Annotated in this window: 15 protein-coding genes and 4 tRNA genes; 9 read left to right on the top strand and 10 right to left on the bottom strand. The window is 55.1% G+C overall.

Annotation, left to right across the window (positions count from 1 at the left end; all coding sequences use genetic code 11):
- Nucleotide 1: 1 nt before the first annotated feature.
- On the top strand, nucleotides 2–688 hold the full coding sequence (locus KO499_RS15550; protein ID WP_215984681.1) for an SIMPL domain-containing protein: 687 nt from the start codon (nucleotides 2–4) through the stop codon (nucleotides 686–688).
- A 2-nt stretch (nucleotides 689–690) separates the two neighbouring features.
- On the opposite strand, the gene KO499_RS15545 is transcribed toward KO499_RS15550, so the two are convergent.
- Nucleotides 691–4452 carry a translocation/assembly module TamB domain-containing protein gene (locus KO499_RS15545; protein ID WP_228340013.1) on the bottom strand — a complete coding sequence of 1254 codons (3762 nt, stop codon included), beginning with the start codon at nucleotides 4450–4452 and terminating at the stop codon, nucleotides 691–693.
- Nucleotides 4449–6098 (bottom strand): autotransporter assembly complex protein TamA, encoded by a 1650-nt coding sequence (locus KO499_RS15540; protein ID WP_228340012.1) that lies wholly within the window; start codon nucleotides 6096–6098, stop codon nucleotides 4449–4451. The genes KO499_RS15545 and KO499_RS15540 overlap by 4 nt, the downstream gene beginning before the upstream one ends.
- 291 nt (nucleotides 6099–6389) lie before the next feature.
- Between KO499_RS15540 and KO499_RS15535 the strand changes: the two genes are divergently transcribed.
- The 4 genes from KO499_RS15535 to KO499_RS15520 all read left to right on the top strand — a co-directional run bounded on the left by KO499_RS15535 (nucleotide 6390) and on the right by KO499_RS15520 (nucleotide 12163).
- On the top strand, nucleotides 6390–7397 hold the full coding sequence (locus KO499_RS15535) for a hypothetical protein (RefSeq protein ID WP_215984679.1): 1008 nt from the start codon (nucleotides 6390–6392) through the stop codon (nucleotides 7395–7397).
- 201 nt (nucleotides 7398–7598) lie between these two features.
- Nucleotides 7599–8054, top strand: a complete 456-nt coding sequence (locus KO499_RS15530) for a hypothetical protein (protein ID WP_215984678.1) — start codon at nucleotides 7599–7601, stop codon at nucleotides 8052–8054.
- Nucleotides 8051–9301, top strand: coding sequence for a hypothetical protein (locus KO499_RS15525; protein ID WP_215984677.1), 1251 nt, complete (start codon nucleotides 8051–8053; stop codon nucleotides 9299–9301). Before KO499_RS15530 ends, KO499_RS15525 begins: the two co-directional genes overlap by 4 nt.
- A gap of 18 nt (nucleotides 9302–9319) precedes the next feature.
- Nucleotides 9320–12163 carry an EAL domain-containing protein gene (locus KO499_RS15520; protein ID WP_215984676.1) on the top strand — a complete coding sequence of 948 codons (2844 nt, stop codon included), beginning with the start codon at nucleotides 9320–9322 and terminating at the stop codon, nucleotides 12161–12163.
- 110 nt (nucleotides 12164–12273) lie between these two features.
- Here KO499_RS15520 and KO499_RS15515 read toward each other — a convergent pair.
- A tRNA-Met gene (locus tag KO499_RS15515) sits at nucleotides 12274–12350 on the bottom strand.
- 101 nt (nucleotides 12351–12451) lie between these two features.
- A complete protein-coding gene (locus KO499_RS15510) occupies nucleotides 12452–13789 on the bottom strand; it encodes an acetyl-CoA C-acetyltransferase (protein ID WP_323133359.1) in 1338 nt (445 codons plus the stop codon).
- Nucleotides 13790–13952: 163 nt separating this feature from the next.
- Here KO499_RS15510 and KO499_RS15505 point away from each other — a divergent pair, with 163 nt between their 5' ends.
- Nucleotides 13953–15359, top strand: coding sequence for a 3-oxoacyl-ACP reductase (locus KO499_RS15505; protein WP_215984675.1), 1407 nt, complete (start codon nucleotides 13953–13955; stop codon nucleotides 15357–15359).
- Between the two features lie 41 nt (nucleotides 15360–15400).
- Here KO499_RS15505 and KO499_RS15500 read toward each other — a convergent pair.
- The 6 genes from KO499_RS15500 to KO499_RS15475 all read right to left on the bottom strand — a co-directional run bounded on the left by KO499_RS15500 (nucleotide 15401) and on the right by KO499_RS15475 (nucleotide 18154).
- Nucleotides 15401–15476: transfer RNA gene (locus tag KO499_RS15500), tRNA-Val, on the bottom strand.
- 10 nt (nucleotides 15477–15486) lie between these two features.
- Nucleotides 15487–15563, bottom strand: a tRNA-Asp gene (locus KO499_RS15495).
- 67 nt (nucleotides 15564–15630) lie between these two features.
- Nucleotides 15631–15706 (bottom strand) — tRNA-Val (locus tag KO499_RS15490).
- Nucleotides 15707–15866: 160 nt separating this feature from the next.
- Nucleotides 15867–16124 (bottom strand): hypothetical protein, encoded by a 258-nt coding sequence (locus KO499_RS15485; protein WP_215984674.1) that lies wholly within the window; start codon nucleotides 16122–16124, stop codon nucleotides 15867–15869.
- Between the two features lie 49 nt (nucleotides 16125–16173).
- Nucleotides 16174–17043, bottom strand: a complete 870-nt coding sequence (locus tag KO499_RS15480) for a DUF2846 domain-containing protein (RefSeq protein ID WP_215984673.1) — start codon at nucleotides 17041–17043, stop codon at nucleotides 16174–16176.
- Between the two features lie 139 nt (nucleotides 17044–17182).
- A complete protein-coding gene (locus tag KO499_RS15475; RefSeq protein WP_215984672.1) occupies nucleotides 17183–18154 on the bottom strand; it encodes a hypothetical protein in 972 nt (323 codons plus the stop codon).
- A 206-nt stretch (nucleotides 18155–18360) separates the two neighbouring features.
- Between KO499_RS15475 and purE the strand changes: the two genes are divergently transcribed.
- The 3 genes from purE (at nucleotide 18361) to sodB (ending at nucleotide 20706) form a co-directional block, all read left to right on the top strand.
- Nucleotides 18361–18852, top strand: coding sequence for a 5-(carboxyamino)imidazole ribonucleotide mutase (purE, locus tag KO499_RS15470; protein ID WP_215984671.1), 492 nt, complete (start codon nucleotides 18361–18363; stop codon nucleotides 18850–18852).
- An 85-nt stretch (nucleotides 18853–18937) separates the two neighbouring features.
- Nucleotides 18938–20056 carry a 5-(carboxyamino)imidazole ribonucleotide synthase gene (locus tag KO499_RS15465; protein ID WP_215984670.1) on the top strand — a complete coding sequence of 373 codons (1119 nt, stop codon included), beginning with the start codon at nucleotides 18938–18940 and terminating at the stop codon, nucleotides 20054–20056.
- Nucleotides 20057–20127: 71 nt separating this feature from the next.
- Entirely contained in the window at nucleotides 20128–20706 is a 579-nt protein-coding gene (sodB, locus tag KO499_RS15460; RefSeq protein ID WP_215984669.1) for a superoxide dismutase [Fe], read from the top strand.
- Nucleotides 20707–20790: the final 84 nt, after the last annotated feature.

The raw sequence follows: 20790 nt of genomic DNA, 5'->3' as shown, positions 1-20790 counted from the left end.
CATGAACGGACGGAACCGGAAATCCCGTTTGCTTCTTTCCCTGGCTCTCACGGCCCCAATCCTGGCAATGGCAGGTGAGGTTACTCTTACCGGCGAAGGCCGTGTCCTGTATCAGCCGGACAGCGCCAGGCTCCAGTTTACAGCCAGTGCCGAACATGAATTGCCCCAGAAGGCCACGGATCGTGTGGCGGTACTGATGCAGCAGTGGCGCCAGGGCATTACCGACTATCGGGATCGCCTGGACCACTATTCGGATGCCACCGTAAACCTCTATACCCGCACCCTGCCGGCTGCGGATCGAAACGAAGAACCGAAAACACGGGCCGTAGCGTCACAGACCATCAGTTTCAGTATCAGTGACCTTGAATTGCTGAATCCCCTGCTGCAGCAGGCCCAGTCCATAGGCCTTGATTACCGCCTGGGCCCACAACAGCTCTTTCACTCGGATGAGACTGGTATGGAACAGGAAGCGCTGGCAAGGGCTATCGAGGACGCCCGGAGCCGATGCCGGTTTGTCGCCAGCCAACTCGACCAGAGCTGCGGCGATGTGGTCACCATCAACATCAATGGCGGGCACAGCCCAATGCCAATGATGATGGCGGAAGCCAAATCAATGTCAGACACAGTCTCCAGCATCGGAGAGCGGGAAATCCGTGCCTCGGTGAGCGCGACGTTCGAGCTCGACTAGGTTCAGAAATCCCGGGTGTAGAAAATATCCAGGGAAGCTGCCAGCCCACTGGCAGCTTCCAGATAAAAGTAACGGCCCAGGTCGTAACGCAGAGCCACAGACGTTATCGGCTCGAAAATGCCGATCCCATAGCGGACACTCAATTCGTCAGTCAGATAACCACTCGCAACCACCGACGTCTGATCACCGGAACCTTCGGCTTCGAGTGTCAGCTGACGAATGCCGAATTCCTCGCCAATCTGTCCAGTCACCTTATTTGCCTGAGTCAGTCCCAGAGACAGCGCAGCACGACTCATCTGGCCCTCATCACTCTGGCTTTGGGGGGCCCTGCCAAGGATCACATAGGACAATGCGTCAGTCTGCGGCATATCAGGGCTGGAAAACACCTCGGTCTCCGGTGAGTCTACCGGGCCACTCAGACGAATACCGGCAACCACCGTGTCCACCTCGCGTACAGCTTCAATATCCAGATAAGGCTGAGCAAGATTGCCGACAAACAACACCCTGGCACGCCGGAGTTCGAGCTCCTGGCCATAGGCCTCGTATTGACCGTTGACGAGCTGCAGTGTCCCCCGTGCATCCATATCGTTGCTGATCCTCAGGGAACCCTCTAGATCACCAGTCAAACCGAAGGCTTCGAACGTGACCTGATCTTCCCCGACCAAAACATTCACATCCATATTGAGAGACCGGACGACAGACTCCTGCTTCTCAACACCAACAACAATCTCATCTTCAGACACCGACACGGCCTGCGCAGGCAACCCCTGTATCTCGATACTGCCTCTCGGGACAGCAACCTGCCCCGCGATTTCCAGGGTTCCGTCCTGAAAAACCAGCGTCAGATCAGGCTCTACTTCAAGCTGCGCATAAGGCTCCAGATTAAACGGCACGCGCTCGCCGGAAACTGACACACTTCCCTGCAGCGCTTGCTGCCAGTCAATCTCGCCATCGACAATGATCTGGCTCCGGGCGTTACTCTGGATTTTGCCGCTGATCTGCGCTGAGTAACCAGAAAACCGAAGGCTTGCCATCATTTCTTCGATGGGCATGGGCAATCGGGAATCCAAAACCCGACCGTCCACCAGGTTCAACTCCCCGGTTACAGCCGGCTTCATCAAGGGTCCGGAGATCTGACCCTGACCGTCCACCCGACCTGCAACTTCATCAAGCCCGGAGAATAGCCCGGCAAGTGCGACATCCAGGCCCGTCAGACTAAAGGAACCCTCGACGTTCCGGGTGTCTGTATCGGGATCCAGACCCATGTCCAGGGTAAATGCGCCCAACTCTGGCCCTGACAAACGGATTGCAGCATCCACTCGCTGAGGTTTCAGAGCAATATCGGCAGTGAAGGCGTCATAGGCCACGGCTTCCCATTCGCCGTCTGTCAGTAGCTGAAAATCACCATCACCAGCATCAAGAAAGACTCGCCCATCCGGACCGTCAGCCCTGGCGGTGAACCTGATCTCCCCATTCAACCACGCGCTCCAGCGCATGGTTTCAGGCAATAATGGAGCGAGGGCCTTCGTTGGAAACCGGTCAATCCGATAAGAGATATCAGGCTCAGGCATCAATGTCTGGTCAGCCGCACATACGGTGCTCTGTTGCCAGCGCCAGCAATGATTGCCAAAGGTCAGCTCACCACTGTTGTTATAAGCGAGCCTGGCAGGCGACTCCAGTTCCCAACTCTGGGACTGCTCAGTAAGAGTCATCAAACCCTGTGAGAGCTCGCCCTTCCAGGTTGCCCATTCAGAACCAATGGCACCTTCAAATGCCAGCTCCAGCTCAGCGTCGGAATGATTAGCAACGACACTGAGCAGGTGCCGGTCCTGCGTTCCATCAGCTTCGAGCGTGAACATTTCCAGCTCCTGGCCGAACCCCTGGAGATCTTGCGCCTGTATACGGCTGACCAGGCGAAGCCCGTCTTGCAGGTCTGCCTCGAGGGTCAGAGCTCCAATCGTCAGTTGGTCCTGCCAGGCGAGGTCTCGGGCACTCGCCTTCACCTGCCCCACCGGGCGCTCTGGCGTCCCCTCTGTCCTGAGGGTTGCTTCCAGGGTACCAGTCAGGCCGGGCAAAATGATCTCGGGAGCGGGCAGGTCAAGGGCCAGATCCCCACGCACAATCTCACCCCAGGTTCCGCGTCCTTTTACCTGGTTGTCGCCTATCGCCAGCCTCAGTCCCGATAGCTCCCAGCTGCCGGATCCGGTATCAAGTTGACCTTCAAGTGAAGCAGGATTGGAGCGCCAGTCACCCGCCAAACTCCAGTTGGCACTCATGACCGGTACCGGGCCGTCCCCAAGTTGCCCTTCGGTACTGACGTCGCCACTCAGACTGGCCTCGAGAGCCGGCAGCCAGTAACCCGGGTTGAAATCCTCCAGCTTCAGGGCTGCCCTCCAGGAGAGTGGCCCGGCAAAGTTCACCGATCCATTTCCGGTCAGAGATCCAGCGTCAGTGCGAACGCTCAAAGCCGTCAATGTGGTCTGTTCAGTATCACCATCCACTGTGGTTGACAGCTCGGCGCTGCCCTGAGGACCATCGACGCCAGCGTCAAACTCCGCATGGTAGCTTCCCGCTTGCCAGGACACGGTGCCATCCAGTGACTGCAGGGTTACCAGCGGTGGTTCAAGGTCCGGGATCAGGGTGTACCAGGGAAAACCGCGCAAACGCACATCGGCGCTGGCATCCAGTTCCTCGCTCCAGGCAACACTGCCGCTGGCCGCTACGGAGCCTCGAGCGCCGCCATCAGGGCCCTCAGCGGTCAGTTCAATACGGACGGTCTCGGCCGCTGTCGTGGTCACCAGAGCTTCCAGATCCAGCTGCACCGGCCCCGTTGTGCCCGGCAACCGAGCCTTGCTGCGAGTCCGGAAGCCGTCTTTCAGACTGCCACCGGCCTCAACAACCCAATCATTGAGGACCAGAGTATCCGGCAGCGCCTCCGCTGCCCTGAACTGATCCGAAGTCACCCGAAGCTGCGCCGGCAGGGCCGGATCCAGTGGCTGCACTTCCCCTGCCAGCCGGGCATTTAGGTAACCCTGGCTGGTGGCAGCGACCATCAGATCCCGAACGCTGCCGGACAGTGTGGCGTCCAGTATCCACTCTTCACCATAAGGTGGTGGAATCTCTGCCCTGACCTCCAGATTGACCGCCCAGTCCCGCCGGGTTTCGATTCGGCCGGCGGCAGACACTTGATAATCGCCCAGCTGATACCACAGGCGCTCAATATTCCAGTCAGCACCAGACCCGCCGGCGTCCAGCTCAAGCCGGTCCCAGATCCTGTTGCCATTGAACGTGAACGTTCCCATCCGGACGCCACTGATACTCAGCGCCAAAGGCAAATCCAGAGCCGGCAGCGTCACTGCGCCGCCATCTTCGGACTGGCTCTCCTGGGATAATTGAGTGACCTGGAGTGTCTGTGCTTGCAGACGTTCAACACAAACCTCCTTTTTGAACAGGCAAGAAGGCGACCAGTCCACCAGAGGTGATCGAACGCTGATTTCGACACCGTAGCCCCGCCATTGCAGATGATCGGCGCGCCATTGGCCGAACAGCGAACCGCCGTCATTCTCGGCCTGCAGCCCCGGAATCTGATCAATAACCCAGGCTGTCCCGCTCTCTGAGCGCAGAATCAGTAACGTCGCCGCCAGTAACAATACGGGCAGAAGAATCAGAATCCCCAGACATACAAGCAACCAGAACCGGAATCGCCGACGGCGAGCCGGCCGCACCTGATTCCTGTCTTCTGATGTTTCCGGTGTCTGCGTCAAAGCTCAGGCCCCATGGAAAAGTGAATTCGCCAGTCTCCGCCAAACTCCCGATCCAGCCCTTTGGCAATGTCCAGTCGCAGCGGACCGACCGGGCTGATCCATCGCACACCAATACCGGCACCCGTTGCCAGAGGATCATTAAGATCGTTGATGGCGTTGCCGTGATCGACGAAAACCGCTGCACGCCACTGGTCGGCAAACTGGTATTGATACTCACCGCTTCCACCTATCAGAAAACGGCCACCCACCGGCACACCATTGTCATTTTCCGGTGAGAGAGTTTCATAACCATAACCCCGCACGCTTTGATCACCACCCGCAAAGAAACGGAGGGATGGAGGCACATCTGAAAACCGGTTCGTGGCAATCGCCCCGGCCTGAAGCCGGCCCACAAAGCGGTGTTTGCCGGCAAGGGTAAACAAGCCCTTAACCAGCGCATTGACCTGCAGGATATCCACGTCCGAAAGCACGGCCCGGTGGGAGCCCGTGACATCCAGCTGTAAACGGTAACCGCGTGAAGGGTCGAGTGGTGAATCCGCCTGAATTTTCGAGTAGCTGGCGCCCGGGAGAAGCAGAGTGCTTGTCCCTTTCTCGTCGTCGCCGATATTAAAACGTTCCCCTTCCCATCGTAACGACAAAACCTGAAGCCAGCCGTCCTCCAACTGATGCTGCCACTGCTGACCCAGGGTCAGAAGCTCCGATTCAACATTCTCAATATCCTCCCGCTGATACCCGGCAGTAAGCCGAATCAGATCTGTCATGGGTGGATCCAACGGTAACTCGTACCAGGTACTCAGATTCTGCCGGGGCGCAGACAGCTCCGTTTCCGCCCCTCGTTTATGCCCCATGGTATTGATCCAGTGTTCCCGCCAGGTACCCCGGAATCTGGGACCGACATCGGTCGAGAAACCAACACCCCCCGCTACCGAACGCGCCTCACGTCGCGCCAGATCAACGCGAACCGGAATAATGCCGTTCTCGGCGTCCTCTGGTGAAATGTTGATATCTACGTTACTGAAGTAGCCGCTGTTCAGCAGATCCCTGTTCAGCTGCGCAATTTCGTCGGAGTGGTAGGGTGTTCCAGGCTCAAAGGTGACAAACTCCCTCAGAAGATCCGTTTCGAACCAGTGCCCTTCCTCAAAGATGACGTCTCCAAGTTGATAGCGCCTGCCGCTATCGTATATCAGCGTAATATCGGCACTGTGGTTTGTAGGATCCACTTTCAGCGTTCGGGTGAGAAACCTGCCGTTGAAATAACCCCGTTGGCGAGCACGGGACTGAATGGTGCTTCTCAAGCTGGCGTACTCGCCGTGATCAAGAACATCGCCTTCCGCCGGATGCGCCGGCAAATCAGAGGTCAGCCCTGCGTCAGATGCAGCCGCTCCTCTGATCTCGACGAGGCGGGACCTGACTCTTACCGGTTCTCCGGGCGTAACGGACAGCATGAGCAAGGCCGTGGTATCGGAATCACCCTCTTCAACTCGCCAGTCAATGACCGGCTCGTAATACCCCAACGCCCGCAATGCTTCCCTGGTCTGATCGACAGCCGTCGCGGCATAGCGCCTCAGATTCCCGGCGTTTCGATCTGCAACTTCACCAATATAAGCCTCGGCGTTTGCCTTCAGCCCTGGATAGTCTCCTTCCATATTCACGACCACCTGTTGCGCACAGGCCCAGGCGGGCAGACAACAGAGCAAGGCAGTCAAAAGCCGGACCCGGCCCGAATTCAAACACTGGAAGATTGGTCGCATCCGCCTATTTCAATATTGGTGGTAACAAGAAAGATTTCGGTTCAAGCGTGGGAGTTTAATGGCAGACGGTCAAGTTAATCCATGGCTGGCCAACCGGCCTGCATCAACTGGTCCAGGAGCGAGTCGTTTGTAGCGACGAAATAAGCTAACCTGTCAGATACTTAGCAACAGACCGGACCTTGGCGAATGCTGAAGATAAATCGAGAAAACCTGAAATCCAGCCACCAGCTTGTCTGGTTCATCATTGATTTTCTGATGCTGGGCCTGTTGATCATCAATCTGTCGTTCATTATCTGGGACTCGATTTATAATTTTGTCGCCGTTCAGAATCTTCTGAAAGACTATGCGCCGGCCATCCAGTCCGCCTACCACCCTATCCACGAACGCTTCATTTTCTATGATCTGATTTTCGTCAGCATCTTCCTGACCGAGTTCTTCGTTCGCTGGGGTTACGCCATCAGGGCCAGGGTGTATGACCGCTGGTATTTTTACCCATTTATTCACTGGTATGACGTGGTGGGCTGCATCCCTGTCGGCAGCCTGCGCTTCCTCCGAATCCTGCGGGTGATTTCCATCATCTACCGCCTGCACCAGTACAAGATCATCGATATCACGAGCACCCGCGTCTATCGCTTCGTGAATTTCTATTACGAAGCCTTTCTGGAAGAGCTTTCCGACCGGATCGTGCTCAAGGTGCTCAGTGGAGTGCAGCAGGAAGTCAGGCTGGGCTCTCCTCTGTTCGACAAAATCCAGAAAGATATCCTCTACCCAAGGCGCGACATGCTCTCGGACTGGATCTCAAAACGGATTGCCGAGTCGGCTCAGGAAGGCTACGTACCCAATCGGGGCGCTCTCAGGAGCTATCTTGAGGACAGGGTGGATAATGCCCTCAAACAGAACCTGGAACTGTCACGACTGAAATTTCTGCCGGTCGTCGGGCCTACCATCCAGGAGACTCTGGAAGAGGCCGTGGGCGACATCGTAGCCCACGTCATACACCAGATTCTCGAAGACCTGGCCTCCGCCTCCAATCACGCATTCATTGAAGACATCGTGAATGTTTTCCTGCCCAATCCCGATGACGTGAAGACCGATGAGGCCCAGAATGAGGCGCTGATCAACCTGATTATCGAAATCATCGATGCAATCAAGGGCCAGGTAAACGTAAAACACTGGCGCTCCGAATTGCCCTGACGCGCGAGGAATAAACCCGACAGCATGGATGTTCCTGCAGCTACATCAGGGTGTCGGGTTGGCAAAATCCTGTCGAACGGCTATTTTCAGCTGATCAGTTCGTACAAAATGTTGCAGAAATCGTATAGCGTCAATGGACTCTCTGGATGAGACTAGGCCCTTGAACACTGAAGTATTATCAGCCCGGCGATTGGATTGCTAATGAAAATACAACTGCTGCCAGCAGGAAATAAACAAAAAACCTTCATTCTATTCGTCATATTCTGGTTTTTGACTGCGCCGCCCGCATTCGGTGAGCAAAAGATCATCGTCAACGAGACGGTGACGATCACCGAGCCCGACTGGATCTACCTCAACCAGATCTTCGCAATGCAAATCAGAAGATGGCCCGACAGCAGCGCCATTCAGGTTTTCACTTTACCCAGCACATCAGACCTACACCGGGAATTTGCGGTAAAAAAGCTCAAGATTCAGGCTCATCAACTTGATCGCATCTGGAATCGTATGCTGTTTACCGGCACCGGCAAGGCACCCACCGTTGTTGATTCAGAGACAAAAATGCTGGAAATGATCCAGTCGACGCCTGGGGCCATCGGCTATGTATCCCGAGACTTTCCGGTCAGTGAGGTAAGAATTTTGACAGGAGCACAACTATGACAATGCGCCTTGCTGGCCTTCTGCCCCTGATGCTGTCTTTTGGTTCTCCGGTGGATGCGCTTGAGCTGCCTTATAACTCGGAGCTACACGGTTTTGTTAGCCAGTCCTACCTGATAAGCCCTGATAACCCCTACGTAGGAACAAGTTCAGATGATGGCTCGTTCAAGTTCCGTGAAATTGGCATTAACGGTTTTACGGAGTTTTCTACGGAGTTCAGGGTCGCCGGTCAGGTACTCAGCCGCTACCGTGATCAAGCCGACGACGGGGACCTCCGGGTTGACTTCCTTCTGGCCGATTATCAGTTTTTTACAAACCAATACTCGGCGGCAGGCGTGCGAGTGGGCCGCGTTAAAAACAGTATCGGTTTTTATAATGCGACCAGAGACATACCCTCTGCCCGCCCCAGCTTTAATGTGCCCGAATCCATCTATTTTGAAGCACTCCGGGACACGTTACTTTCAACAGACGGAATAGACCTCTATGGGTCAGCACTAATAAGCGGAAATCAAATCAACTGGGAGCTTACCGCGGGCCGAAAAACCGTGGACAGTGAGAACTTCGAGTACTACGCCTTTGCCAAACCGGTCCCGGGAACAGACAAAGCCGACGTGGCTCTGAGGTTGTTTCATGTGAATGTTATTCCGTCTTTTCAGAAGGATTTGCGACTGGGTTTGAGCATTGTAGACGTCGACCTTGATTTGAAAGATCCGCTCTCCCTGCAAGAAGCCCAGATGGCATTGGTGTCAGCGCCGCCAGGTGACCTCCTTCTGAATCCCCAGAACTATGTGACCGGCGCCGGTATTGACGGCTTTCTCACACTCCTGTCTGCCCAGTACAGTTACAGAAACTGGGTAATCACAGCAGAGTATTTTAACCTCAAGAACGAATTTGACGGTGAATTTGTCGGAAACGCAGCGTCCTCGAGTGCGACCACCGAAGCCTACTTTCTTCAGACCGAATGGTTTCCGTCCCCAACAACGTCAGTGTTTGCCCGATACGAAGAGCTTTACCTGAGAAGGAACGATCGTTCCGGTGATCAGACTGCCGCAGATTACAATCCGTATCGCGGCTTTGGCCGTGGATGGACACTTGGAAGCAAGTGGTCGTTCCGCGAGAACTGGTCCGTATCCGGTCAGGCCAGCTTCAACGAAGGCACGGCCTGGTTACCCAATTTCAAAGGCATAGAAAACCAGGATATCAAGAAGCACTGGAACTACTACGTTTTTTCACTTAACTATCAGTTTTGATTCGACGGACTCTTCGACATGCTTCTCAGCCTGAAGTGGAAAGCCGTTGTTTTTCTTAGTCTGGTTCTGATCCTGATCACCGGGATCTGGGTTATTCAGCAAGTTAACCGAACCGTAGCCAGCTATGAAGATCGGGTGGCAGAGGACCAAACCCGCCAGCAACTCATTATTGACCAGTTGCTCAACGACAATTACCTCCGCCTTTCCCAGCTTGCTCAGTTAATTACCGAAATTCCGGAAATTCAGCGGGCGACAGACCTCGCGGCGCTGTCTGGATTACCACAACGCCTTGATGACCAATGGGTCGTTCTCAATATCAGCACCGGAATCGACTACATTGCTTTGTATTCCATAGCGGGCGAGCCTATGGGCAACGCGCTTAACCAGACTCTCTTCAATAGTCCGGAAACGGTACAAAACGCTGTCACGGATGTCATGCAGGCAAGCAACGTCGCAGGGCCGCAGTCATTCATCTATTGCAGCTCGGGTTGCTCTCAGTTCGTTATCGAACCATTCGTTCTGGAAGACGGCACAGAGGCTCTGATCGTTGTTGCACAGAGCATTGCCGATGTCATCCAGCGATTCCAGCAATTGTCCGGTGACGATCTCGCCGTTCTACTGCCTCCAACACAGGACACTGCTCAAGCATCCCTGGATGATCGAACCTTCGAAATCTGGGGCATGAGGTTGTGGGCTGCAAGCCACTTTCAGCAAACCCTCGCGGTACTGACTCATGCCGGAGAATCGGTCGAACTCGACCAACTCGACTCTGAGGAGGCCCTGGCGTTCAGGAGTTCAAGGCTTTCCTTCCACTCCCTGGACCTCAACCACAGACGCTCCGGGGGGTTCGATCCCAAACTGATTACGGTGAGTGACGAGACCCGGCAGTACAACACTATGGTTGACTCATTGAAAACAAGCCTTTTTACAGGCCTGCTTGCCCTGCTCCTCTCCGAAATCGCACTCCTTTTGCTGATGCTCGGTCCTATCAAACGCCTGATTTCAGTCGTCAATGCCCTGAAGCTCCTGCCTCAACACCAGTACGGGAAAGCCCTGAGCCAGATCCAGCCGGATTCCTCACGCCTGTTTCCGGATGAGCTTTCACTGCTGGAAAAAAGTACGGAGTTCGTAACCCGTGAACTGCAGGCACTTCACGTTGAGGTTGAAGATAAAAATCGTTCTTTACACGATCAAATCGCGGTTATTTCCCGGTCGAGAGGGTTTCTGGAACGCCTGATCGACAGCTCCCAGCTGTTTATCGTGATTCAAACCTTCGATGGCAAAATCCTGAGCAGGAACGCAAGTTTCAAAAAAGACTTCAGTCGCCCTCTTCGAGACTTTAACGAGTTATTCAACTCCAGAACCAGCCTTGATCAATACCGCAGCAAGCTCAGTGAACTCAAGAGCGGCACCCGGGGTGTCATGCAGTTCGATTCCGAGTTCACCAGTGACCAGGGTCTAACCATATACATCGACTGGACGTGTTGCATCGTTGAAGACGAGCGGGGGGATAGCGTCATTCTCACCACGGGCATTGACCTGACCCAACGCAAACGAGACGAGGAAGCACTGGAGTGGCTTGCCAACAATGACCCACTGACAGGCATAGGAAACCGTCGTGGTTTCCAGAGCCACCTCAACAAAGTACTGGATCTTGAGTGTCAGGGTGCCCTGATTTTTATCGACGTAGATCGATTCAAGCAGATCAACGATCTCTACGGTCACAACATAGGTGACCAGGTGTTGATCCAGATCGCGAACTCGCTCAAAACCAGTGTGCGCTCAAGCGATTCAATCAGCCGACTCGCGGGGGATGAATTCACGATTATTCTGCCCGAGATACAGCACGACCAGCTACTCGGTTTCCTTGCCAACCTCTCGCGCCAACTCAATGGCCAGCTTGTCATTCCTACAAGGGGCCGGACCCTGGATTATAACGTGAGCATCGGTGCCGCACTGATCCCAGAACATGGGCGGACCGAACAGGAACTCATCGTGCATGCAGACATGGCCATGTACCAGACCAAGAAAAACGGGGGGGGACACTGGCAAATCTTCGACCCCTCAAGCAATGATCTTGCGGATCTGCGCCGAGACCATGATCTATCATCCCTGCTCCGTCAGGCTCTGAGCAGCGACGATCTCTTCGAACTGAATTTCCAGCCAATTCTGTCCATCAAGCATCAGAGCGTCAGTCATTATGAAGTGCTCCTCCGTTTGCGGGACACTAACGGTGTGGCCGTATTTCCAAATGACTTCATACCGGCCGCTGAGCGGATGGGGCTCATTCAGCTGATTGATCATTGGGTTATGGAAAAGGCAATTCAGAGGCTGGCCAACGATCGGCAGGCGGGGCACCAGTACAGTCTGTCAGTGAATGTTTCGGCACCTACTCTGCAGTCACTGGACTTTCCTGCAAAAGTAAACGAACTGCTACAAAACTATTCTCTGGACCCCTCGCTTCTTATCATTGAGCTCACCGAGACCGCCTACATCGAGAACTTCCAGATGGCCCTCAACAATCTTGAAAGCCTGAGCGATACCGGGGTTCTGGTTGCACTGGATGACTTCGGCGTCGGATTCTCATCGTTCAGCTATCTGAAAAAGTTGCCACTGAGCTATGTAAAACTGGATGGTTCCTACATCCAGGGTTTGCCAGATAATCCTGACAATCAGATCTTCGTCGAGAGCCTCACACGAATGGTCAGTGCTTTCGGGATGAAAACCATTGCAGAATTTGTTGAAGACGCCCAGACACTGGCAAAGCTTGAAGAGCTGGGGGTCGCCTACGCCCAGGGGTATTTCATCGGCAAACCGACCCCCGACCTGGAAAAAATGGTGAAGAGAAGCGAATTCATTTAAGCGCAAATGGCGCGCATAATGGCGGCTGACGATGGGAATGGTCAGGGGTCTTCCAGTTTATGGAGCACAAAAAAAAGCAGATCAGTTATTCACTGATCTGCTTTTATATATGGTAGCGGGGGCAGGATTCGAACCTACGACCTTCGGGTTATGAGCCCGACGAGCTACCAGACTGCTCCACCCCGCATCAAAACTGGCCGTTTTGTCAGGAAACCCCTGATCAACGTGGCGCGCATGATAAGGGGTGAGCCTGCCACTGTCAAAGGAAAATTGTGATATTCCGAAAACTTACCTCTCAAGAATGGCCGTAACCCCTTGCCCGCCAGCGGCACAGATGGAGATCAGGCCGCGACCACTGCCCTTTTCCTCGAGCAACTTGGCCAGCGTCGCCACGATGCGGGCACCGGTCGCGGCAAATGGGTGACCCGTGGCCAGGCTACTGCCTTTTACATTGAGCTTGTTCCGGTCAATGCTGCCAAGGGGACTGTCCAGCCCCAGCCGTTCCTTGCAGAAAAAGGGATCTTCCCAGGCTTTCAGAGTGCTCAACACCTGGGCAGCGAAAGCTTCGTGGATCTCATAAAAATCAAAGTCCTGGAGCGTCAGCCCGGCTTTATCCAGCATCCGGGGCACCGCGTAGGCTGGCGCCATCAGCAGGCCTTCTTTTTTATCGACGAAATCCACCGCTGCTACTTCTGAGAAGGAGAGCCAGGCCTTAACCTCATGGTTATTCGCCTTCGCCCATTCCTCACTGGCCAGCAACACGCAAGAGGCACCATCCGTCAACGCTGTACTGTTGGCCGCTGTCATCGTACCGTTTTCACGATCAAACACCGGCTTGAGCGCTGCCAGCTTCTCCATCGTGGTATCCGGCCGAAGGATATTGTCTTTCTCTAACCCGGCCATCGGTGTCAGCAGATCTGAGAAGAAATTTTCCTCATAGGCCTTGGCCAGTTTCTGATGACTGTCCCAGGCCAGCCTGTCCTGGTCCTCCCTGGCAATATCCCACTCCTCTGCCGTTACCTGGGCATGCTCGCCCATCGACATACCTGTTCGAGGTTCACCGTTTTCAGGAAATTCCGGCTTCAGATGCCCGGGCCGGAAACGTCCCAGGATCTTAAGCCGTTCTCCGGTGGTCCTGGCCCGATTCAGATCCAGGAGAATTTCCCGAAGACCCTCACCGACACCAATCGGCGCATCGGAAGTGGTATCCGCTCCACCGGCGATGCCGCATTCAATTTGCCCAAGTGCGATTTTGTTGGCCACCAGAATCGCCGCCTCCAGTCCTGTGCCACAGGCCTGCTGAATATCGTAAGCCGGCGTTTCTGGAGCAAACCCGCAGCTCATGGCAGCTTCGCGGGTCAGGTTGAAATCCCGTGAATGCTTTATAACCGCCCCGGCAACCACGTCACCCAAGCGCTGCCCCTGAAGACCGTACCGATCCACAAGCCCCCGCAGAGCCGACGTCAGCAACTCCTGGTTGCTGATTTTGCTATACGCCGTATTGGAACGGGCGAACGGGATCCGATTGCCACCCAGTACGGCTACGCGGCGAATACCCGAAGGGGCGGAACCAGCCATCTTGGCCGTGGTAGTTTTCTTTTGAGTCGTATTTGGTGCCTGTGCCATGATCAGTCCACTCCTCTTTACGAGATAAGCGAGAACGTCCAGTGCCTTATTGGCACCACTGACAACACCCTACAGGTATTGAGTCAATCCAAAAACTGTCCGATTCTTTAACCTTCAGGACGATTCGCTTTGAGCATTTGTATGCCAACACAAGGAAGCCTCCATGTCTGACCTCTATTTGAGAATAGTAAACACCCCGGTCGGTAAAACCGCCGCTCAATCTCTGGGCCTCCCTGCTCCAGTGCCTCTTGAACGCCTCAAGCGCACAGACCAGCCATTTATAGAAGGAAACGTCCTTGTCGGCGCCGCCGACGGTGGCAAGGCCATAGCCGCGCTCGGCAACACTCTTGGCGCCAGTGCCGCCGTCCTGCATCACGCCAGTGGCAACAGCAGCCTGAGTGACTCTTCGAAAGCCGGTAACAAGGCCCGCCCTCTGGATCTCAGCGCTGAGAACAGCGAAACCTTCTCCGCCCTGGTGTTCGACGCCACTGGACTCAAAGGCCCGGGAGAGCTCCGGGCCCTGTACGACTTTTTTCATCCCACCATTAAAAAACTGGGCCGCAATGCCCGCGTCCTGATCATCGGCCAGACTCCCTCCAGTTGCCGCAGACCTCCCCAGGCCGCTGCTCAACAAGCACTTGAAGGCTTCGTTCGCAGCGTTGGCAAAGAGATCGGAAAAAAAGGCGCTACGGCAAACCTGCTGTGGATGTCTCCAGGCGCTGAGGAGCAACTCGAGTCCAGTGTTCGGTTCTTCCTGTCCCCCCGCTCCGCTTACGTGTCCGGACAGGTCGTGAGGATCGGCAAGAGCGCTGCGTCTCCCACAATCAATCCCGTCGCTCCACTGACCGGAAAAATCGCCCTGGTAACCGGTGCCTCCCGGGGCATAGGCGCCGCTATTGCAGAGACACTTGCACGGGACGGCGCTACCGTTATCGGGCTGGATTTCCCGTCAACCATGGCAGAGCTGGAAAAGGTAACGACCGCCATCAATGGCAAGCCCCTGGCGTGTGACATTACCGACGCAGACGCTCCGGGAATGATCGCTGACTTTATCGAGGAGCATTTCGGCGGCGTCGACCTGGTCATTCACAATGCAGGAATCACCCGTGACAAAACCCTTGGCAATATGCCCGAACACTTCTGGGAAATGACAATCGCGGTCAACCTGACCGCTGAGGAATTAATCGACGAGAAGCTAATACAGCGGGAACTCATAAACGAGAACGGACGAATTGTCTGTATATCCTCTATTAGCGGCATCGCCGGAAACTTCGGGCAAACCAATTACTCGGCCGCCAAGTGCGGGGTGATCGGGTACGTCGAAGCCATGGCCCGGCAAATGAAAAACGGCATGACCATCAACGCCATTGCACCAGGATTCATTGAAACACAGATGACCGCCGCCATGCCGATTACCATCCGCGAAGCAGGCCGTCGCATGAACAGTCTGTCACAGGGTGGGCAGCCCGTGGATGTTGCAGAGGCCATTGCCTGGTATTGCAATCCTGCCTCAAACGGAGTGAATGGCAATGTCGTGCGGGTTTGTGGGCAATCTTTGATCGGGAAATAAAAAAAGGGCCGATCCATCAGGATCGGCCCTTTTCAGAATTCTGGTGGGTGGTACTGGGATCGAACCAGTGACCCTCGCCTTGTAAGGGCGATGCTCTCCCAGCTGAGCTAACCACCCGGGAATAAAATGGCGGAGCGGACGGGACTCGAACCCGCGACCCCCGGCGTGACAGGCCGGTATTCTAACCAACTGAACTACCGCTCCGCATCAATTCTGGCCCTAAGGCCTGAACCTGAAACCGGATGGGGTGATCCGGTGATGCTTTTGAAAGTGGTGGGTGGTACTGGGATCGAACCAGTGACCCTCGCCTTGTAAGGGCGATGCTCTCCCAGCTGAGCTAACCACCCACTTCCAAGCCTTCCAAAGGCGCTCACTTGCTGGCCAGCAATGCTGTCTCAATCAAGTGAGAGGCGCATTTTAAGCATTTGGCTGGCAGTGTCAAATGTTTTCCGGAAATTTTACAAAAAAACTTGCAAGCCATTAAAAACGTACAGTTTTTGAGCAAATTCACTTTGAGTGCGCAGCCCGCCCCTTTGCCCTTTCAGGACGCACAGTCTGACGATCCTGGCCTGCCTGGTACGCCTTTTCCTGAAGAGACAACTCACTGACACGGCTTCGCCTCTCCTCCGGAACCGCCCGATTGGCCAGGGAACAGTTCAGGTCGTCAAACCGTTTCTGCAGCTTCCCCCAGCTTTCAAGCAGTTGAGGGACGACATCATCCGCGAGTCGTTCATATCTGAGTCGAAGAGAATCCTTGAAAGCCATTACTGTTCGATTTCCCGAGTCTTGCACTTGCTGTCAGTGTAGTCAGTCGTCAGAAAATCCACCAGCCGCCGGATTCTGCATTTTCCTTTCGCTCCCGCTCCAATTCCAGCTCCGCGTATTCCTGCTCCAACCTCTCAATCTCTCGATCAGTCTCCAGTGGAACGGTGGGGCCTCCGCCAAAGGGCCAGAACCAGGAAGCTGATTCATATTTCCCCTCGGCCTTAAGGCGCTCAATCTCAAGCTCCCGCTCTTCTTTCAGATGCCCAAGCTGCCGCTCGTAGTCCACATCTTCATTCACGTGCACAATGGAAGTCGCCGCATGATTCGGCGCCAACAGGTCACTGTTCAGAAACCGGGTGGACACAATCTCCCCTGCTTGCATGGCATAGTCCCTTGCCACCAATTGCAAATCACCCTGAGCCAGGGAGTGATCCGGGTCCAGTTCAGGGTGCCTCTGGCCTGGCTCCGAAAGCTCGTTATAACGCAGGTAATAGATCTGGCCAGGCTCAACATTCAACACGCCATCGGCAATCAGGCTCAGGCTGAAGGAGTTCATTCCCTCCAGCCCCAGCAAGGGGCGGCGAATTGCGATATGGCGCTCCCCCGGGCTAACTTCCAGCCAGGTGAAGCTGTCGTTGCGAATGTTGAAATAATGAGTATCGTCGACATAGACACTGGGAGCCTCTATCTCGTCGGCCGCCCACTGAGAGTGCGTCCGGTAGAAATACAGAACCGCGTTGCGCCGGTCCCAGCTGTCGTTATCAATGTGAACAAAATCATGGCCGGAAACCGGGTGCAGGAACGAACCAACACTTTTGCCAATGGACTGGTAAACCTTACACCCCGACAATGCCAACAACAGTGATACCGCCGCCAGCAGTTGAAGAAGGGAAGACACAGAAGACTCTCGGGCTTTCATTATTGTTAACTCTTCATCCTGATTGCGAGTCACCTGATCATAGCAACTGCCAAACACCAGAAATGAGAGCTACCGCAAGGGATGGCTACAAACCGTTACAAAGCCCGAGAGGTCAGGACCGAACGACCCCGCAGGCCGGCTACTGCCCGCTGACCTGACTCCGTAACTGGTTCACCTCCTCGGACAACCGAACCAAACGCGAGGTCAGTTGTGAGCGGGAGGCGTCGATAGACTCAACGGTTTGCTGCAAGCTTTCTACTTCATTCCGAAGTGCCCCTACCCGGCCATCTCCTGCAAGCTCTCCGGTTTTCCGCTCGAGCGCCGAAATTCGCCCTTCCATGCCACTGACACCCAGTTTCTGTTCCTGCTCGAATCGCCGAATACGGCTCTCAATGACCTGATCCACCTCTGCCAGCTGTTGACTGAGCCTGGTCAGCTGATCCGTCGCCTGACGATTAGCATCCTGTAGCGCAGCGATCGACGTTTCGGTTTGCTGCTTCAACGCTGCGACATCGGATGACATCGACGAGCGAACCTTGCTCACCGACGCTTCGATAGCGCTAATGGACTGCGCGCCCTCTGCGACGCCGGATTCAAGCGCAGCGATCCGCCCCTGCTGGTCATCCAGACGCTTTTTGTTGCGTTCGTTGGCAATGACCCACAGCTTCCGGATCTCGCTATCCGCCGTATCCAGCCGTTTTTCGTGCGCCGCCAACTGGTCCTCTAAAGACGCGCCCCGTTCCTGCAGATTCTCACCGGTCTCCGAGAGCTCACCCTCAAACCGCGCCAACGCCAGCTTACTCTGGCGAGCCCAGTAATCCGCCTCCTCCAGCTGCCCTTCCAGGGCCTGCACCCGCTGTTCCTGGGAGTACCAGCCCGCCCCGGCGGCAACCGCCACCGCAATCAACAGCAGCCATAACATCGCTGAACTGCCGCGACCATTCCCGCAATTATCGTCCTTGCCACCTTTGGGAGGTTTCGCCGGCGTCGACGGCTCGTTCTTCCCACCGGACGATGATCCGGACTTTCTCTCCGCCGGCTTTTTCGGCTCAGCACTCCCGATCGGTCGTTCAGCCCTCAGCTCATCGTTATCTGGACGGATGGATTCCATTACATCTCCTGACTATGGACGGTTAAAACAATAAGTGTCGATAATACCTCTACTTACTCCCAGGTAAAAATGAAGCCTTGCCAATACATACTCTTACGCAAAGCACTGAGCTCTCCATCCCAACCTGCTCCAGGTCCATAAGTTTGCATGGTAAGTAGCCAAAACATACAATGGCCGGCTTTCCAATTATCACAGGACTGGTGCATATGCAGCCGCTTGTAGGTCTCATCATGGGCTCCAAATCCGACTGGCCCACCATGGAACACGCCGCCAACATGCTCGAAAAACTTGGCGTGGCCTATGAAACCAAAGTCGTCTCGGCCCACCGCACCCCGGATCTGCTGTTTGACTATGCCAAAACTGCGGCAGATCGTGGCCTGAAAGTCATTATCGCCGGCGCTGGCGGCGCTGCCCACCTGCCGGGCATGGTTGCCTCACAAACCGCCCTGCCTGTGCTGGGCGTACCGGTTCAGTCCAAAACCCTGAACGGACTGGATTCGTTGCTGTCCATTGTCCAGATGCCCGGGGGTATAGCCGTTGGCACCCTGGCTATCGGCAAGGCCGGCGCCACGAACGCGGGCCTGCTGGCAGCGCAGATTATCGGCACAGCCGATAACACTATCCGGGAAGCCGTGGAACAGTTCCGGACAACACAGACTGAAACGATTCTGGACAACCCTGACCCACGGGACCAGTAACGCAACATTCGGAGTAAGAAGCGGGCAAGGCCTTGTCCGCTTCCCGAGCATTTGAGCAATGCCTGGAACAGGCAGGAGAACACAAATGAGAATTGGTGTACTGGGCGCCGGCCAACTGGGAAGAATGCTGGCACTGGCCGGATATCCACTGGCCAAGACCTTTGTTTTCTATGACATGTCCGGCAACCCCAGTGCCGGACTGGGCGAAGTCATCATCGACCGCGAAAGCGAATATCTCGATGACTTCCTCTCCCGGGTTGACCGTGTTACCTACGAGTTCGAACACCTGCCGGTCGACGTAGCCGAGAAAATCGCTGCTCTCAAACCTGTTCACCCGTGCCCCAGAGCCCTTCAGGTGTGCCAGAACCGGGAAGCAGAGAAAACTCTGTTCGGGCAACTGGGTATCCCGACACCCGAATGGAAAATTGCCGATAGCGCCGCCTCATTGCAAGCCGCTGCCGAAGAGCTTGGCTGTCCGGTGGTGGCGAAATCCAACACCGAAGGTTATGACGGCAAAGGGCAGGCGGTACTCAGGAGCCCCGAAGATGCGGAAGCAGCCTGGGACTCCATTGGCCACCCCCGGCTGATCGTGGAAAAGTTTGTTGATTTCCACCGGGAAGTGTCGATTATCGCGGTACGCGCCGAGGACGGTGAAGTAGCTTTTTATCCGATAGCTGAAAACACCCACCACGAAGGTATTTTACGCTACTCGATTGCCCCTGCTCCAAAGCTCGGGAAACATGTTCAACAGGATGCCGAGCGTTATATCAAGGCTCTGCTGAACGATCTGGATTATGTTGGCGTCTTAACGCTTGAGCTGTTTGAGACGGCCGATGGCCTGGTGGCCAACGAGATGGCTCCCAGAGTCCACAACTCGGGGCACTGGACCATTGAAGGCTCAATGACCAGCCAGTTCGAAAATCATATCCGTGCCGTAAGCGGCCACCCTTTGGGTAACGTGGCGCCTCGCGGGCTGAGCTGCATGATTAACATTATTGGCGAGCATGGCGACATCGAACGCATCCTTGAACTGCCCTATGCGCATGTTCACCTTTACAACAAAGGTGAGCGGCCGGGCCGCAAGCTCGGCCATGTCAATATTCTGGCGGACAGCTACGAGGAACTCGTCTGGCGAGTAAAGAACTGTGCGCAGTTCCTGCCAGGCAGCCCGGACTTTAAAAGTTCCTTAACGGCAAAGGGTTGATCTGACTCAAATCGACCTTATATTGGGTTTCTGTACATCCACATAAACAGAGAGACAGGGAGAACGACCTCATGGCATTTGAACTTCCCGCACTGCCTTACGAAAAGAACGCACTTGAACCACACATCTCTCAGGAAACCCTTGAGTACCATTACGGCAAACATCACAACACATACGTCACCAAGCTCAACGGCCTGGTTGAAGGTACCGACAACGCCAACAAATCTCTTGAAGACATCATCAAGAGCGCCAGCGGCCCTCTGTTCAACAACGCCGCACAGGTCTGGAACCATACCTTCTACTGGCATTGTCTGAGCCCGAACGGCGGCGGCGAGCCGACCGGTGCTGCCAAGGAAGCCATCGAGAAGGCTTTCGGTTCTTTCGAGGACTTCAAGAAAGAATTCAACGACAAGGCCGCCAACAACTTTGGTTCAGGCTGGACCTGGCTGGTGAAAAAGGCTGACGGCAGTGTTGCGATTGCCAATACCAGCAACGCGGAAACCCCGCTGACCGGCGCCGACAAGCCGGTGCTGACCGTCGACGTGTGGGAACATGCGTACTACATCGACTACCGCAATTCCCGTCCGAACTACCTGGAAGCCTTCTGGAATCTGGTCAACTGGGATTTCGTGAACGAAAACCTGGCCTGATTCAGACCCGGTAGTTATGCAGCCGAAATCGGCTTCATTGAAGCGCCCGCCGAAAGGCGGGTGTTTTTTTTGTTTCTGTCATAA

Origin of the sequence: Marinobacter sp. F3R08, from assembly GCF_018860425.1 — a bacterium.
GTDB lineage: Bacteria > Pseudomonadota > Gammaproteobacteria > Pseudomonadales > Oleiphilaceae > Marinobacter.
The sequence above is the reverse complement of the archived record's forward strand: the minus strand, read 5'-3'. Positions and strand labels throughout refer to the sequence as shown.